Here is a 15,606-nt window from a genome sequence, read left to right as displayed (position 1 = left end):
GTATGGTATTGCAGGTTTCGGGAAGGGTTCTCAATGGTAGACAAAGAACATGACGTTCTCCATTCCCTCTTTTAATTTCAGTTCTCTCAGGCTTTTTTCATCCCCGTTCCGGATGGATTTCAGCATGATGATGTCCGGTTTGACCTCCGAGGCCGTCTCCATGAGCCTGTCCGGGTTGGCCTCCACCACCTTGTAGCCCCGGGCGGTGAGCACATCGCTCAGCGATTTGACCGTGGAAATATCCTCGTCCACCACCAGGACCCGTTTATGGGAAACCCCCTGTTCCAGGAGTTCGTCCACCTCGTGGAATAGCTTCTCTGTATCGATGGGTTTGGTCAGGTAGCGGTCCACCCCGATGCGCAGTCCCCGTTCCTTGTCCTGTACAATCGAGAGGATGATGATCGGGATGTCCATGGTGGCCGGGTCGTTCTTCAGTACGGCCGCCACGTCAAACCCGTTGATTTCCGGCATCATCACGTCCAGGATGATCAGGTCCGGTTTGCTGATGCGCACCATATCCAGGGCCGCCTTGCCGTTGGCGGCTTCCTTCACGTTGTAGCCGGCATCGGAGAGTTCCTGGTTCAGGAGCGACCGGATGGGCGTATCGTCGTCCACCACCAGGATGGTTGCCGACTCGTCGGCCAGCTTGTGGGAGGAATGCTTGATCTGCTTTTTCAGGCTTTTCAGGATGCGCTCCAGCTGGATCGGCTGGTCGCCCCCTTCCCCGACCAGCGGGATGGAGAAGTAGAAGGTACTCCCCACACCGGGTTCGGACTTCATCCAGATAATGCCCCCGTGGTGTTCGATGATCTCCCGGCAGATGGGCAGGCCCAGGCCGGTCCCCTGCGGTTTGTCCGTAAGCGTGTCGCCTGCCTGGCGGAACCTCTCGAATATCTTGTTCTTGTCTTCCTCGGCGATACCGACCCCGGTATCCTGCACTTCCACGATCAGCTGGTTCTTCTCCCGGTAGGCCTCGATGGAAACCGAGCCCTTGGGCGTGAACTTCACCGCGTTGGAAAGCAGGTTGATCACCACCTGGATGAGCTTGTCCTCGTCCCCGCTCACCAGTGGCAGATCTTCGGGCACCCGCTTTTTGAGCTGCAGCTTTTTCTGGTCAAAGAGGGAGGATGTGGCCGATACGGCCCGGCTGATCACATCCTGCAAAAAGATGGGCTTGATGTTCCACTCCATCCGTCCGGATTCGATCTTGGCCAGGTCCAGCACGTCGTTGATCAGGCTGGTCAGCCGTTCCCCTTCGGAAACCACCACGTTCAGGTTTTCGCTTACCTGCTTCATGGTGCGCTTGATTTTCTGGTCGTCCACATTGACGTTGGGGAAAATTTTCTCCTCCAGGCGCTTGCGGATGATCTTGGCAAAGCCGAGCACGGAGGTCAGCGGGGTACGAAGTTCGTGGCTCACCGTGGAGAGGAAGGCGCTTTTGGCCTCGTTGGCGTCTTCGGCCCGGGCCTTGGCCTCCTTGGCCTGTTCAAACAGGTCGGCGTTGTGCAGGGCCACGCCCACGTTGATCGCAATGGTAGACAGGAGTTTCTTGTCTTCCTGCGTAAACCGGCTGGCCTGCTTGGTGCTCTGTACGCTAAGCACGCCGATGATCTTGTCCTCCACGGGGATCGGTACCCCCAGGTAGGAAATCGCCTGCTTCCCTGTCTGCTTGATGCCGTGCTTGTCGTATTCGGCCATGATGTCCACATCCCGGTTGATCAGCAGGGGCTCCCCGCTCTGGATGATCCGGGAGGTCAGGCCTTCGCCCAGTTGCATGGGCGGCATCTCGTCCCCGTCCTGGTAGACGAAATTGATTATCTGGGTGTCCTCGTCCAGAATGGCCAGGTAGGTGATGTCCGAATTGAAGACGTCCTTCATCTTTTCGCCCACCAGCCGGATAAGCGCATTGAGTTCCAGCTTGTCGTTCAATGCCTGGGTCACCGAATTCACCGTAGCCAGTTCGTTGAGGCGCTGCTGCACCTCCTTGGTGCGTTCCTCCACCTTGTCCTCCAGCACCTTCTGCTGGCTCAGCAGGATGCCCGTCCGCGTTTTCACGGCAAACCAGATGATGGCCAGGAACCCGAAAAGGTAAAGGGCATAGGCCCACCAGGTGCGGAACCAAGGGTAGTTGATCGAAAAGGGCAGAACCGTCTCGTCAGTAATATCCCCGTAAATGTTCTGGGCGCGTACCTCGAAGGTATACCCCCCAGGGGGCAGGTTGATATACTCCCGGGATGTCTGCAGAGTCCAGTCGGACCAATCGTCGTCGAGTCCTACCAACCGGGTACTGTATTTCATGTCTTTCTGGCCGATAAATAAGGGGGCTGCATATCCTATGGTAACCGAATTCTTGTCGTAATCCACTTCCAGATCCTCCGGGTAGGCGATATTCCCGGCATAGACCAGGGAGTCCCCGGCAATGCTGATGTTGCGGATATTCACATGAAAATCTGGGAAAGTGGGTTTATCGAGGTTTCCTTCATACCGTATCACTCCGCCAGGCGTCGAAAACCAGGCCACTACGTTGCCATCGGCGTCTGGTGCTTCCGGGTAAACCGTAAAGATCCGATAGTTCTTAAGCTCTTTAAAAGTATCAGTATTGACGGTGATTTCCCCATCGGCCGATTTCTCGGCAACCATGATCCCCGAACCGACATTAAACCAGAGTTTTCCTTCTTCTGTTTCAAATGGAGCAGTGCCTGCGCGATCCCAAACCTGATATTTATCAAACCAGAAATCGCGTTCTTCAAAGCGGTCTGTCTCAGCATTATACCCATAGGTTTTCTCTAAGCTTCTGCAAAACACAATGATTTCGCCAAAGACTTCATTCATTCCTATCGCGGCATCCGGCAGCCCATCTTCCGTGTTGTAGTATTTCAACTCCGAAGATTCCAAATCCATTTTCCCGTCTACAAAATTCGGGGAAACCTTCACCACCTCCCCATCGGCAGAGGTATCCAGCCAGAAAGACCCATCTTCCATTTCGATAAAATTAGCGCTCCCCGGAATAAACTTATCTGTGGAGGTTTCCTCAAAGAATTGGTCACGGGCTTCATCAAAATACAAGATCCGTAAACCGCTCTGGTGATCGACATAGATTCGCTTGGGATCTAATTCGGATTGGGTGATAAACCGAGCCCTGAAATCATAATTGTCGTCCTGGCGAACATATTTAAAAGTGGTGCCAGTAATCTCAATGAGTCCCATCCCGTTAGTGGAAACATAGAGTCGGTCCCGGAACTGAAGGAAATTCCCTGCCTGTTCAAATGTTCCCGGTATTTTTTTTATACTCATATCGGTTTCGTCAACATAGGCGATACCGTTGTTCAGACTGAGATAAACAACCCCGTTGTGGCGGATAACCCCAAAGACAGCTGTTGTCAGTCCCATGTTAGAATCTAGGGAGGTAAAGTTGGAATTCAGGTTGATGTTTGAAATCCCGTTGAACAATGTCAACCAGAGTACCCCCCGGGAATCGAGGTAAACATTGTCCACGCTTCCATCTTCCAGTCCGTTATCCGTTGTGTATTTCTGGATCAGTTTCCCGTCGTGGTCAATCAGGTAGGCCCCATCTCCAAAAGTATTAAGCAAAAAACGACCATCTTCCAGGGCAAGTCCCGGCAGGTATAACCTGCCAATGATATAGGGGTCCACCTCTGTTTTAAAAGGGGTAAACGTCTCCCCATCATAAATATACAAACCCTCGTTTCGGGTACCGACCAGCATGCGCTCCTCATCATAGGGCAGCATGACATAGATTCGTTCATTGGCAAAAAGCTCGCCCCCCGGCACCAGTTCAAAGGTGCCTTCATCTGTGAATTTGCAGAGACCCACGTCCCATATCCGCGAATAAAAAGTGTCATGAACCACAGCGCTGACATGTATCCTTTCCTTTGAAACCACTACCTCCATCTTCTCGCCGTCCCAGATAAATATTTTATACTCGGTACGAAAGTGAATGCGACCCTTATAGGATAGGATAAACCATACATCCTCAAATACCTGGTGTTCTTCAGGAATTTTATCTTTTAAGGAAATATAATCCAGCTCCCCAACCTCGTTTGGTTTCAGATATCCAAAATCTCCGATTCCACCGGAGTAAATCGTACCGTCATCTCCGCGGGCAAGGCTGCGGGAATTCCCTTCCGTTTCAATGCCTTTCCAGGTAACCCCGTCGTACTGCAGTACCTGGACGTTATTAGCGAAGTACAAGATTCCATTATCGTCCTCCAGGGCCCACCAGTTGATGGGAGCGCCCTGGTAGTCCTGATAGTTGAAATTGTTGATGAGCGGCCTCCCGATCTGCTCCTGGGCGGCGGCAAACTGGAAGGTAAAAAGCAATAGGGCAGCGAGGCAATACCAGAGGTATGCGCCCTTGGAAAAGGAGTTTCTAGGCATGGTTGGTCAGTTATTAAAGCAGGTTGCTCAGGGGGGAGACTGCAGAAAAATACGAAAAAGTCCCATATGACGGTCATTTTGGGCAGGTATTTAAAAAACTTCTTTTTCGTATGTTTGGGATTCGACAAAAAAGAATTCATGCCCTCACCCGGTTCGTACATTGAACAGCACAGGGACCGCCTTGTGCAGGAACTTCTCCAGCTTCTCCAACTCCCTTCCGTCAGCGCCGACCCTGCATTTTCCCAGGATGTGTTGGAAACCGCCGGGGCCGTGGCCCAGTCTTTGGTGCATGCGGGCTGCGAAAACGTGGAGGTATGCGACACCAGCGGGTACCCGATCGTCTACGGTGAAAAAATCCTGGACCCCCAGCTGCCCACCGTGCTGGTATACGGGCATTATGACGTACAACCGCCGGACCCGCTGGAACTCTGGGATTCCCCTCCCTTCGAACCGGTGATCCGGGAGACCGAAACCCACCCGGAAGGCGCCATCTTTGCCCGGGGCGCCTGTGACGACAAGGGGCAGTTTTACATGCACGTGAAGGCCGTGGAATACATGATCCGGGAGAACGAGCTGCCGTGCAACGTCAAATTCATGATCGAGGGGGAAGAAGAAGTGGGGAGTGTGAGCCTGGGGGAATTCGTCAAGGCGAACCGTGAAAAACTCGCCAACGACATCATCCTGATATCCGACACGGGGATGATTGCCAAAGACGTCCCGTCCATCACCACTGGCCTGCGGGGCCTCAGCTATGCAGAGGTAACCGTTACCGGGGCCAACCGGGACCTGCATTCCGGCCTGTACGGGGGGGCGGTCGCCAACCCGATCAATGTGCTGGCTAAAATGATCGCCTCCCTCCACGATGCGGACAACCATATTACCATCCCCGGTTTTTACGACCGGGTGCAGGAACTCAGCCGGAAGGAGCGCGACCTGATGGCCGAGGCACCTTTTGACCTGGAAGCCTATAAAAAGGCCCTGGATATCGATGCAGTTTACGGGGAAAAGGGATATGTGACCAACGAGCGGAATGCCATACGGCCCACCCTGGATGTAAACGGTATCTGGGGGGGATATACGGGCGAGGGGGCCAAGACCGTCATCCCGTCAAAAGCCCACGCCAAGATCTCCATGCGCCTGGTCCCGCACCAGGACTGGCAGGAAATCATGCAGTTGTTCAGGGAGCACTTCGAGCGGATCGCCCCCCCGGGGGTCCGGGTCTCGGTCAAACCGCACCACGGGGGCGAGCCTTATGTGACCCCGATCGACCATATCGGGTACCAGGCCGCCAGCAAAGCTTTCGAGGCCACCTTCGGGAAAACGCCGGTCCCCCAGCGGGGCGGCGGGAGTATCCCCATCCTGGCCCTGTTCGAGCGGGAACTCAAAAGCAAGATCATCCTGATGGGCTTCGGGCTGGACAGCGATGCCATCCACTCCCCCAACGAACACTTCGGGGTGTGGAATTACCTGAAAGGCATCGAGACCATCCCCTATTTCTACAAATATTTTACGGAACTCTCCGCGGGTAAGTGACTCCGGGGAGGTAACTTACAACGGGTATTCCGTAGCGACCAGGAACCGGGAAGCAGCCGCTTGGGAAAATTTTAACTCTACTACACTTGTAGAATTGAAGATTGTGTTCTATGTTTGTAGAAACATTCCTGAGAAATGAAACTTTCCCGAACCGAAGAAGCCCTGATGAATATGCTGTGGGAACGCAAACGCGCTTTTCTCAAGGACCTGGTGGAAGCGCATCCCGAACCCCGGCCCGCCCCTACCACCATTGCCACGTTGCTCAAGCGGATGTCCGAAAAAGGATATGTGGATTACCACACCCATGGCCGGTCCCGGGAGTACTTTCCCACGGTGACAAAGAAGGCATATTTCGCCGGGCATTTCAACAAACTCATCAGCAATTTCTTCAATGACAGCACCGCGCAGTTTGCTTCCTTTTTTACCCGGGAGGCAGACCTCAGCAAAGAACAGCTCGAAGAATTGAAAGCCCTGATCGAAGAAGAAATCAAACGGAAATAGCCATGGTCCCCTACCTGATCAAAAGCACCGCCTGCCTGCTGGTTTTCTACCTGTTCTACCTCCTGTTGCTGGAACGGCAGAGCAACCATGGGTTCAAGCGCTTTTACCTGGTTGGCACCCTGCTGGCCGGACTGGGCATCCCGCTGGTGCCCCTGGTCACTACCGCATCGGTGGTACCGCCCGGGCTGTCGGCCTGGACCGGCGGCTCCCCTGGCGGGCAGGACCTGGTGACTTCAGGCGCCTTTGGGATTGCCACCGTGGCCTCATGGGGTATCTATGCCCTGGGCGTGGGCCTCTTTGGCTTCTTTTTCCTTCGGAACCTTTACCGGCTCATCCTAAAAACCCGTCACAACCAGCAAATCCCAGAGAACGGGCATACCAAAGTCCTGCTGGAACGGGAGGAACCGCCCCATACGTTTTTCAGGTACCTCTACCTCCACGGGCCCGCCTGGCAGAAGGGAACCATCCCGTCAGGTGTCCTCGCCCACGAAGAAGCCCATATCCGCCAACGGCACAGCCTGGACCTGATCTTTGCGGAGGTGCTGTTGCTGGTAATCTGGATCAACCCGGTCCTCTGGCTGTACCGCCATGCGATACGCCTGAACCACGAATTCCTGGCCGACCGGGAAGTCCTCAGGCAGGGCTACCCGGAAAAAGCCTACCAGCACGCCCTGCTGGCATTTACCCATTCATCGAATCAGCCGGCATTGACACATGCCATCCATTATTCATCAATCAAAAAACGAATCAAAATCATGAAGAATTCCACCTCTGCCAGCCGTAAATGGCTGACCTGCCTGGTGCTCATCCCGCTGAGCGCCCTCTTGTTCTACAGTTTCAGCGATCGCCGGACGGTTTACACCAACCCACCGGCAGCCGAAACCAGCCCGGTCTTCCATCCCCGGGAAGCAATTGACAACGCCGACCTGTACTCCCTGGCTTATCCCGAACAGCCCCAGAAAGGTGCCACCCGGGAAGAAATGCGGCAGTACGAAAAGCTCGCGCGCAAGTACAACCAAATGATAGAAGCAGGGGGCACTATTGAAATCCGCAAGGAGGATGTGGCACTGCTGAAGCGTATCTACGCCAGGATGAGCGACAAACAACGGGAAGACACCGAACCCTTCCCGAATTTCCCGCCACCGCCACCTCCACCCCCTGCTCCCGGGGCACTGGGGGCACATCCGGCATCCCATGCGGCACCGGCGGGGCATCCTGCCCCACCTGCTCAGCCTGCCTCCCCCGGAAAGGTATCCCGGGTTCATCCGCCAGCGCCTGCACCCCCTCCCGGGTCAGTCGGGGAAGCCGTACCCCCTCCCCCTCCGCCACCTGATCCCGGGGTACACCTGAAACACCTGGCTTCCCGCGGGGCCGATTTCTTTTACAACGACAAACCTGTAAGCGCCAAAGAAGCCCTGGATTTATACAATCGGGGCAGGGTCCACCAGATCGACGTGCAGGGGGAGGCGGAAGATACCCCCCAGGTACGGCTTATGGAGAAGTAAGTGGCAGGCAGGTACATATCAAACAAATCCCTTTCACGGGCGTGCAGGTTGCTTTCCAGGGCCTGCAGCCTGCTTTAGGGCCAGGCCGCATCCTTCCAGGCAAACCCGGCCGGTAGCCCACTTTCCGGCCCTGCAGGCCCTACTTGTCAACCCATTTTGTTAAACTTCCCGGAAAAGGGCACCAAATATCCCCGGAGTTGCGTTGTTAACTACATACCAAAACCAGAACACTGATATGATACGCCGCTTCTTTATCATTTGCTCCGGGGCGGACCGGGAACTGCTCGGTACCTGCTCCCAGGGGGAACAAAACAAATACGCCGGCATCGGCGCAACTATTTTCTTTACCGCACTGATGGCCTTCCTGGCCGCCGGGTATGCGCTTTACACGGTCTTTGACGCTGTCTGGGCCGCAGTGCTTTTTGGCCTGGTCTGGGGCCTGCTGATCTTCAACCTGGACCGCTACATTGTTTCGACCATGAGGAAGCGGGACAGCTTCGGGAAGGAATTCCTGCAGGCAAGTCCGCGGATTGCACTGGCGGTCATCATCGCCGTGGTCATTTCCAAACCCCTTGAATTAAAGATCTTCGAAAAGGAAATCAACCAGGTCCTGCTGGAACAGAAAAACGACATGACCCTGGCCAACCAGCAGCAGATCGCCCAGCAGTACGATCCGGTGATCGCCGAAAAACAAGCGGAAATCGCCGGGCTGAAACAAGAGGTCGCCGACAAGGAAGCCGCTACGGATGCCCTGTATGAGACCTATATCGCAGAGGCCGAGGGGCGCGAGGGTACGCTGCTCATCGGCAAGGGCCCGGTGTACGCGGAAAAACGCGAGAAACACGATGCATCCCTGTCGGAACTGGTGGCCCTGCGAGAGGCCAACAACGCCCGGATAGCCGGTATCGAACAGGAGATTTCCCAGCTGGAAACCGGGTACAGCCAGGCCGTTACCGATTCCCAACCGGTCATTGACGGCTTCGATGGCCTGATGGCCCGCATCGATGCCCTGGGCGAACTCCCCTGGTTCCCTTCCTTTTTTATCTTTTTGTTGTTCCTCTCCATTGAGACGGCCCCCATCCTGGTCAAGCTGATGACGCCCAAAGGCCCCTATGACATGAAGCTGGAGGATGAGGAAACCACGGTGGCCGCCTGGGTAAAGCAGAAAGTGGACCAGCGCTTCAAGCTGGCCGATACGGACCGGGTGCTCAACGAGCGCATCTATGGGGAAATTGCGGAAGAGGAGGCGGTGTACGCCTACAAGAAGGAGAAGGCCCAGCAACTCATGCGGCTGCAGGCCGACAAATTCCACGAACTGCAATCCCGCCACCTGTAGTAGTACCAGAGGCATTCATTCATCCACGATACCCATTTTCCGCAACAGGAAGGAGGCATTCATGCCTGTACAGATGCCCGGTTTGAGGCGGTAGTCGAAATACAGTTCCCCGCCCCGCACCTCCGCGTCGAAATGCCAGTTGGCCACCCGGGGTTCCGTATCTGCCACCTCACACAGGCTCAGGTCGTGGGTGGCGATGACCCCCGTGGCGCCGCTGCGCACCAGCCGCTGCAGGAACAAGCGGGAGCCCCGGGCCTTGTCGGTGCTGTTGGTCCCCTTGAGGATTTCATCCAGCACCACAAAACAGGGACGCTCTTCCAGGGTGGCCACCAGGAACTGCAGGCGTTTGAGTTCGGCGAAAAAGTAGGATTCGCTCCGGGCCAGGGAGTCCGATGTGCGCATGCTGCTGACCAGGGGCAGGGGGGAATAGGTGAATTCGGCCGCGCAAACCGGCAGGCCGCAATTTGCCATGACCATCGCCAGGGACAGTGTCCTGAGGAACGTGCTCTTCCCGGCCATGTTGGCCCCGGTAATGACATGGAAGTTGCCCCAGTCAATTGCAAAATCATTGGCTACGCGACCCGCGGCCTGCAGCAGCGGGTGCGCCAGGGCCTGGGCCCGGATCACGCCCTGGCCCGTGGCTAATCGGGGATAGGCATATCCCGGGTGGTTAAAGGCAAAATTCCCCAGGCTGCACCAGGCATCCATTGCGGAAATACATTCGAACCAGGAGCGCACGTCCCTGCCGTTTTCCGCAATCCAGTTTTCAATGTTCCGGGACTGCATCAGGTCCCAGAGCAGGAACCCATTGCCGAACAAGGCCACCAACAGGTTGTTCCGGTTGTCCAGGGCTGCCAGGTACCGGGAAAATTCCCGCAGCCTGGCCGAAACGGGGGTTCCCTCCGCGGCCAGCCCCTGTTTCAGTTCCTGCAGCAACCCGGCCTTGAATTCATGGGCCTCGATTTTCGCCACCAGCCGGGAACAGGGCTCAAACACCGATTGCACCCGGGCCACATCGGCAGCCAGCCGGCCCACCCGCCCGAGGTACAGGCCACAGATCCCAAGCCCGGAAAGGAAAATCCCCCCAAGGACCCAGCCCGTAACCATACCCGAAAAGTAACCCGCCAGGATCAGGACGGATAGCAGGGCAAACGCATAGGGTACAAACCGGAAATACGAAGGGGTGAAGTGCCGGTAGCCCTCCAGCCAGTCCAGTATGGGCTCCAGCCGGATCTCCGGCCCCGAAAGCTTCCCGGTTGCATAAAAATCCTGCCGCCAGCCTGCCTGGGGTGCCAGTTCGCGTATGGCTTCCTGCTTTGCCGGCACATCCCCTGGTTCGTTGTCGGTCAGCCAGGCTGCCAGCTGGGATTCCCCGGGCTCCAGGCCGCACCGGTTCATGTACTGGAAAAAGGAACCGGGCCCGAAGATTTCGAGGTCTTCGCTAAAGGCGTGGCTGGCATCCCGGAAGCGGCCGCCATCCGGCAGGTCACTGAATTCCAGTTCAAGGGCGCGGATTTCCGTTTCGTTGAGCCGTCTGAGTTCCCGCAATTTGCGCAGGGTGTATTTCCAGTCCTCGTACCTGCCAACCATCCAGGCAAAAAGCGCCAGGAGCAATAGGCAGCCTATCGCAAAGGCCCCATGCCGGGTGAAAGCCATGTACCCGCAGGAAGCGGCGGCCAGGAAGGTGAATACCCGGACCAGCGCGAGCCAGCGAAGGCGCCGGAGTTGCCGGTCGTACTGTTGCTTCAGCCCGTCCAGGCGTTCCAGGTAGCCCTGTCGGGACGCGCTCATGGGAGGGCTTCCCATTCGCGGCGGGTTTTGGCGGGCAGGGAGGCCACGACCAACTCGTAGGAGTGGTCTACCAACTCCCGGAGCAATTCGCGGGGCAACTGCTCCAGCAACACCGAGTTCCAGTGGTCCTTGTTCATGTGGTATCCGGGCAGGATGCGGCCGTCAAACTGCTCCCGCAGGTCGGGGATACGCTCCGGGTCGGCTTTCAGGTTGGCCTGCAACGGCCTGCGCCCCAGGCTCACCAGGGCAAACATCTTGCCCATCACCTTGAAAACGAGGACATCCTCCCCAAAGGGAAACCCCTCAGTAACCCCTTTTCGGGCGAGGCAACAGTCCCGGAACTCCTCGATATGCATGGCGTCGGAAAATCTAATCCATGGGGATTCCGGTGGAATCGTAAACGATTACCTTCTTCCACAAATGCTCGGACTCGGATATAAAATCCAGGTGGGGCTGTTCCGCCTGGTAGGCAGCCTGGGCCTCGGCCGACTCAAAACTCACGATGAGTGAGTAGGTAAAGGAGCCGTCCACCACATCCCGGCTGGCTTTTGGCGGGGTGCCGATGAATTTTGTCTTCGCATAGCCCGAAAGGGAGAGGAATTTTTTGAGGGAGGCCTCAAACGCCTGCCGGTCCGAAGTGTTGTCCGGGTTGTGCAGCCAGAAATAGACCGTATGGGCAAAGGCCGGGTCAAAGTTTTGCATATCAGATGATTGTTGGGCAGCCAGTTGGCCCGGCATAAATAGCAGGCCGGCTGCCAGGATGAATAAATAAGTCCTGATTTTCATGAGGGTTGTTTTTAGAGTCGTTTATATGTCATTCATTACCGGCCCTGGGTACCTTGGGGAGGGCCACGCGCTCCTCCTCGAGTTCCAGGGCTTCAAAATTAAGTTTCCAGCCGATGGTTTCCACCAGTTTTTCCATCAGCAGGATGGCTTCAATGGCTTCGTGCCGGGCCGATTCCATCAGACCGCTTTCCGGGATTTTGTCGCGGATATGCGCCCTGGCCTCCCGGTTCAGCTCCGTCATGTCCTCCGGCGTAAAGGCATTGAATATACCATTGCGGATGTCGTAGAACTCCAGTTCCGGTTCAATGGACAGTATTTCCGGCTGGGGGAAATGTTTCAGGTAAATCGTCTTGCGCTGCGTATCCGAGGTGATTTCAAGCTTCTTGAAATCGTAGCCGATCTGCGCCTTGGCATTGATCACGATCAACGCCTTCTTTTTGGTGCTGAAGAGGTTCCCGAAATGCCCCCTGCGGTTCTCATACCTGTAAATCTCGGCAAAATCCCCTTCCACCGAAATGAGCTTGCAGACCGACCGGATCTTTTCGAGGAGCACGGTCGATTGGTGGGTGGTCTGGTCCCGCCGCCGTTTGCGGATGAACAGCGCATAGATCCAGTACATCATCATGGCCCCCAGCAGGAGCCCCAGCAATAATTCAAATAGGGCGGTGATTCCTTCCATCGGGTGTTATTCCTCGGTCAGTTTAAACAACAGGGGGCGGCTCGGGCAGGCGTCGTTCACAAAGGCAGCCATCTGCAGGTTCAGGATGTACGGGCCATCTGCAAGCGTATCCGGCACAAAAATGAGTTCGGTGATAGTGGCTGCCGGCCGCGGGTTGCCCGGCAGTCCCCAAAAGGCCATATGCGCCGCCAGCGCGCCCCCGTCTTCCTCCGGATCTACCGACGGCAGGTCGATGAGCAGGTGTACCACGCCCTCCGCAGCCAGCCAGGCGGCCGCATCCGCAGCCAGGCTGGCGGGGTGGGAACCGGACCAGGTGCGCCCCCTCTTGGAAGGCGGGTTCGGGAAGGTCCGGATAACCACGGCTTCACAATCCGGGGTACCCAGGGATTCCCGGAGTTGCGCCAGGGTAATCTGCCTGCCGGATTCCACTGCTTCCGGTTCCAGGCTGACCAGGCGGGCCTCCAGCCAGGGTGCCGGCGGGATCGTATTGACGGAATAGGGCCTTTCCGTGATATGCCCCATACACTCCGTATGCGTGCCGTGGGCATGGGGGTTGAAGGAGATATCGTAAAAATTGACGGAGGCGCCTGTGGCCACACTGCCGGTAAACCCCGCTTCGCGGTGGGGCTCCAGGATGGCGGGTGGCAACCCCCAGGCGGAAACCCCGTTGGCGCTTACCGCAATGGATAGGTCCGTGGGGGCGGCCAGGTCGGCCCGGTAGGTGGTACCGTTCTTTTCAATTCGGATATGCATGGGTCTCGGAAATCATTTTAAATTAATCATAAATAAGTCACTGGCAATCCCATCGGCCAGAAATTTCCCGGCCTGGGTGGCTACCAGGCATCCCGAACGGCTTTCCAGCAGCCCCCGCTCCAAAAAAGGGGCTGCCTGCTGCATCAGGTACTCCGCGTACCGCTGCCCGAATTCCGACCGCACCCGCTCTTCCGACACCCCCCATTGGGTTCGCAGGCCGGTCATGACAGCTTCGTTGTACCGGTCGCGCACCGTGAGCGTTTCCGCCTCGTAATAAGTTTCACCTGCCGACAGGGCGCGCTGGTATTTCTGGTTGTTGGCCACGTTCCAGCGGCGGCTTTTCCCGTCGAAGGAATGGGCGGAGGGCCCGATGCCGACATAGACCTTGCCCTGCCAGTAGGCCGTATTATTCCTGGAGTAATAGCCGGGTTTACCAAAATTCGAGATCTCATAATGGTCGTAACCCGCCCGCCCCAGCGTCTGCACCAAATGGGAGAAATCGGCCTGGGCCCGGTCGTCGTCCACCCCCGGGGTAACACCTTTTTCGATAAAGCGCGCCAGAGCGGTGGCGGGCTCCACGGTGAGCGCATAGGCCGAAATATGCGGCGGCTCGTAAGCCAGGGCGCGTTCCAGGGATTCCTGCCAAAGGGCGGGGGTGCTCCCCGGGATCCCGTAGATCAGGTCAATGGAATAATTATCGAACCGTTCCGCCACTTCACTCAGGGATTCCTCCGATTCCCGGGCCGAATGGGCGCGGTTCATCCAGCGGAGCTCTGTCTCGTGAAAGCTTTGTATCCCGATGCTCAGGCGGTTCACCGGCCCGGATGCGAGGTCCCGGATGCGGTCTGCGGGCAGGTCGTCCGGGTTGGCCTCCAGGGTGATTTCGGCATCCCGGGTCAGGCCGAAAGATTGGGCTAACTGGTCCAGGAGGCGCCCGATTTCCACCCCGGAAAGCAGGGACGGGGTGCCCCCCCCGAAGTACACGGTATCTGCCGGCACGCCCCCGAGTTCTCCCCGCCGCTGCCGGATTTCCTCCAGCATGGCCTCCAGCAGCCGCTCCTTGTGCCTGATGGTGGTGGAAAAATGGAAATCGCAGTAATGGCAGGCCTGTTTGCAGAACGGGATATGGAGGTAGATTCCGGCCATGGATTTGCTTTGTTTTTCAGCTTTATCCCGAGGTGCGGTCGGAATTCTGTTTAATAAATGCTTCCCAGCCCGTGTAGGGCTTCCCCCCTACCGGTTTGCCCTGGTTGTAGAAATGGCAGACGGCGGCAGCCAGCCCGTCCGTGCTGTCCAGGTTTTTCGGCAGGGATTTGAGGCCGAGTACCGATTGCAGCATCCGGGCCACCTGCTCCTTGCTCGCATTCCCGTTCCCGGTGATGGCCATTTTGATTTTCTTGGGCAGATATTCAGTGATGGGGACCTGCCGTGACAATCCCGCGGCCATGGCCACCCCCTGTGCCCTCCCGAGCTTCAGCATGGACTGGACGTTCTTGCCGTAGAAGGGCGCCTCAATGGCGATCTCGTCCGGGTGGTAGGTATCGATCAGCTCCAGGGTGCGGTCGAAAATCAGCTTGAGCTTAGTAAAAGGATCGTCGTATTTGCGCAGGATAAGCTCATTCATCTGGATGAATTCCATCTGGTTGCCCTGAACCCGAATGATCCCGAAGCCCATGATGGTAGTCCCGGGGTCTATCCCCAGGATGATGGTCTCGGATGCGGCGGCCTTAGTCATTGGTTTGCAGGACTAGGGGGAGGCGGAACTGGGTGGCCACGGGGATCCCGCGTTTCAGGGCGGGCTGCAGCCGGGGCAGGCTCCGCAGGCTCCCGGTGACAATTCGTTCAAATTCCGGGTTTTCGTCTGTAAGCCCCGGGTGCTGTTCCACGGAGGTGATGCTGATCACCCCATTGGCATCCACCCGGAAGTCGATATGGAGCGTATCCCTCAGGGATTCCGCAGAGCGGAATTCAAAATCCTGCAGGGTCATCGACAGGTGGAGCAGCAGGGTCTGTTCAAAACAGGTGCGCTGTTCCCTTTTGTCTTCTGTTTCGTCGCAGTCGTCAAAAAGCGGGAACTGGTCCACCTCGTTGAAATTGATGGTGCGCATCTCGGCATCCACCAGCTTCTGGGTACGCGCCTGCCGCGACTCGAACAGGTCGCAGGCGCAGAGGCTGCCAGCCATCAGGAAAACGCAAAAAAGGCGATAATTCATGCCGAGATTTTACCCGGCGGGAAATTACGATTTTTTTGAGGATTGGGGTTACTGCCGGGCAGGAGCCCCGAATGTTTTGCCCGCTTGTAACATCCCCTGCCAAACCGCGAC

Annotated in this window: 13 protein-coding genes; 4 read left to right on the top strand and 9 right to left on the bottom strand. The window is 56.8% G+C overall.

Going from position 1 to position 15,606, the window contains the following annotated elements; genetic code table 11:
* Window positions 1-30: 30 nt before the first annotated feature.
* Window positions 31-4,398 (bottom strand): ATP-binding protein, encoded by a 4,368-nt coding sequence (locus H7F20_RS04985; RefSeq protein ID WP_185785012.1) that lies wholly within the window; start codon window positions 4,396-4,398, stop codon window positions 31-33.
* A gap of 138 nt (window positions 4,399-4,536) precedes the next feature.
* On the opposite strand from H7F20_RS04985, the gene H7F20_RS04980 reads away from it, so the two are divergent.
* The 4 genes from H7F20_RS04980 to H7F20_RS04965 all read left to right on the top strand — a co-directional run bounded on the left by H7F20_RS04980 (window position 4,537) and on the right by H7F20_RS04965 (window position 9,273).
* Window positions 4,537-5,931 (top strand): dipeptidase, encoded by a 1,395-nt coding sequence (locus H7F20_RS04980; RefSeq protein ID WP_185785011.1) that lies wholly within the window; start codon window positions 4,537-4,539, stop codon window positions 5,929-5,931.
* 135 nt (window positions 5,932-6,066) lie between these two features.
* Entirely contained in the window at window positions 6,067-6,432 is a 366-nt protein-coding gene (locus H7F20_RS04975; RefSeq protein ID WP_185785010.1) for a BlaI/MecI/CopY family transcriptional regulator, read from the top strand.
* Window positions 6,433-6,434: 2 nt separating this feature from the next.
* On the top strand, window positions 6,435-7,937 hold the full coding sequence (locus tag H7F20_RS04970) for a M56 family metallopeptidase (protein WP_185785009.1): 1,503 nt from the start codon (window positions 6,435-6,437) through the stop codon (window positions 7,935-7,937).
* A 235-nt stretch (window positions 7,938-8,172) separates the two neighbouring features.
* Entirely contained in the window at window positions 8,173-9,273 is a 1,101-nt protein-coding gene (locus H7F20_RS04965) for a DUF4407 domain-containing protein (RefSeq protein ID WP_185785008.1), read from the top strand.
* Window positions 9,274-9,288: 15 nt separating this feature from the next.
* Here the strand turns inward: H7F20_RS04965 and H7F20_RS04960 are convergent, their stop codons facing one another.
* From H7F20_RS04960 to H7F20_RS04925, 8 genes are read right to left on the bottom strand one after another with little or no spacing between them, the layout of a single operon-like run.
* The gene (locus H7F20_RS04960) at window positions 9,289-11,079 is read right to left on the bottom strand and encodes a DNA mismatch repair protein MutS (RefSeq protein ID WP_185785007.1); all 1,791 of its coding nucleotides are present in this window, start codon (window positions 11,077-11,079) and stop codon (window positions 9,289-9,291) included.
* Window positions 11,061-11,420 (bottom strand): MmcQ/YjbR family DNA-binding protein, encoded by a 360-nt coding sequence (locus H7F20_RS04955; protein WP_185785006.1) that lies wholly within the window; start codon window positions 11,418-11,420, stop codon window positions 11,061-11,063. Before H7F20_RS04955 ends, H7F20_RS04960 begins: the two co-directional genes overlap by 19 nt.
* 13 nt (window positions 11,421-11,433) lie before the next feature.
* The gene (locus tag H7F20_RS04950) at window positions 11,434-11,850 is read right to left on the bottom strand and encodes a Dabb family protein (RefSeq protein ID WP_185785005.1); all 417 of its coding nucleotides are present in this window, start codon (window positions 11,848-11,850) and stop codon (window positions 11,434-11,436) included.
* A 28-nt stretch (window positions 11,851-11,878) separates the two neighbouring features.
* Window positions 11,879-12,520, bottom strand: a complete 642-nt coding sequence (locus H7F20_RS04945; protein ID WP_185785836.1) for a DUF4230 domain-containing protein — start codon at window positions 12,518-12,520, stop codon at window positions 11,879-11,881.
* Between the two features lie 15 nt (window positions 12,521-12,535).
* On the bottom strand, window positions 12,536-13,282 hold the full coding sequence (locus H7F20_RS04940; protein ID WP_185785004.1) for a cyclase family protein: 747 nt from the start codon (window positions 13,280-13,282) through the stop codon (window positions 12,536-12,538).
* Window positions 13,283-13,294: 12 nt separating this feature from the next.
* Window positions 13,295-14,428 (bottom strand): radical SAM family heme chaperone HemW, encoded by a 1,134-nt coding sequence (gene hemW, locus H7F20_RS04935; protein WP_185785003.1) that lies wholly within the window; start codon window positions 14,426-14,428, stop codon window positions 13,295-13,297.
* Between the two features lie 22 nt (window positions 14,429-14,450).
* Window positions 14,451-15,017 (bottom strand): crossover junction endodeoxyribonuclease RuvC, encoded by a 567-nt coding sequence (gene ruvC, locus H7F20_RS04930; RefSeq protein ID WP_185785002.1) that lies wholly within the window; start codon window positions 15,015-15,017, stop codon window positions 14,451-14,453.
* Window positions 15,010-15,495 carry a hypothetical protein gene (locus H7F20_RS04925; RefSeq protein WP_185785001.1) on the bottom strand — a complete coding sequence of 162 codons (486 nt, stop codon included), beginning with the start codon at window positions 15,493-15,495 and terminating at the stop codon, window positions 15,010-15,012. Before H7F20_RS04925 ends, ruvC begins: the two co-directional genes overlap by 8 nt.
* Window positions 15,496-15,606: the final 111 nt, after the last annotated feature.

The organism is Robiginitalea sp. SC105 (assembly GCF_014243345.1).
GTDB lineage: Bacteria > Bacteroidota > Bacteroidia > Flavobacteriales > Flavobacteriaceae > Robiginitalea.
The sequence above is the reverse complement of the archived record's forward strand: the minus strand, read 5'-3'. Positions and strand labels throughout refer to the sequence as shown.

Bases quoted from the DNA above. Each gene is read 5' to 3' on its own strand.
- H7F20_RS04985 (WP_185785012.1), bottom strand. From the start codon at position 4,398: ATGCCTAGAAACTCCTTTTCCAAGGGCGCATACCTCTGGTATTGCCTC.
- H7F20_RS04980 (WP_185785011.1), top strand. From the start codon at position 4,537: ATGCCCTCACCCGGTTCGTACATTGAACAGCACAGGGACCGCCTTGTG.
- H7F20_RS04975 (WP_185785010.1), top strand. From the start codon at position 6,067: ATGAAACTTTCCCGAACCGAAGAAGCCCTGATGAATATGCTGTGGGAA.
- H7F20_RS04970 (WP_185785009.1), top strand. From the start codon at position 6,435: ATGGTCCCCTACCTGATCAAAAGCACCGCCTGCCTGCTGGTTTTCTAC.
- H7F20_RS04965 (WP_185785008.1), top strand. From the start codon at position 8,173: ATGATACGCCGCTTCTTTATCATTTGCTCCGGGGCGGACCGGGAACTG.
- H7F20_RS04960 (WP_185785007.1), bottom strand. From the start codon at position 11,079: ATGGGAAGCCCTCCCATGAGCGCGTCCCGACAGGGCTACCTGGAACGC.
- H7F20_RS04955 (WP_185785006.1), bottom strand. From the start codon at position 11,420: ATGCATATCGAGGAGTTCCGGGACTGTTGCCTCGCCCGAAAAGGGGTT.
- H7F20_RS04950 (WP_185785005.1), bottom strand. From the start codon at position 11,850: ATGAAAATCAGGACTTATTTATTCATCCTGGCAGCCGGCCTGCTATTT.
- H7F20_RS04940 (WP_185785004.1), bottom strand. From the start codon at position 13,282: ATGCATATCCGAATTGAAAAGAACGGTACCACCTACCGGGCCGACCTG.
- hemW (WP_185785003.1), bottom strand. From the start codon at position 14,428: ATGGCCGGAATCTACCTCCATATCCCGTTCTGCAAACAGGCCTGCCAT.
- ruvC (WP_185785002.1), bottom strand. From the start codon at position 15,017: ATGACTAAGGCCGCCGCATCCGAGACCATCATCCTGGGGATAGACCCC.
- H7F20_RS04925 (WP_185785001.1), bottom strand. From the start codon at position 15,495: ATGAATTATCGCCTTTTTTGCGTTTTCCTGATGGCTGGCAGCCTCTGC.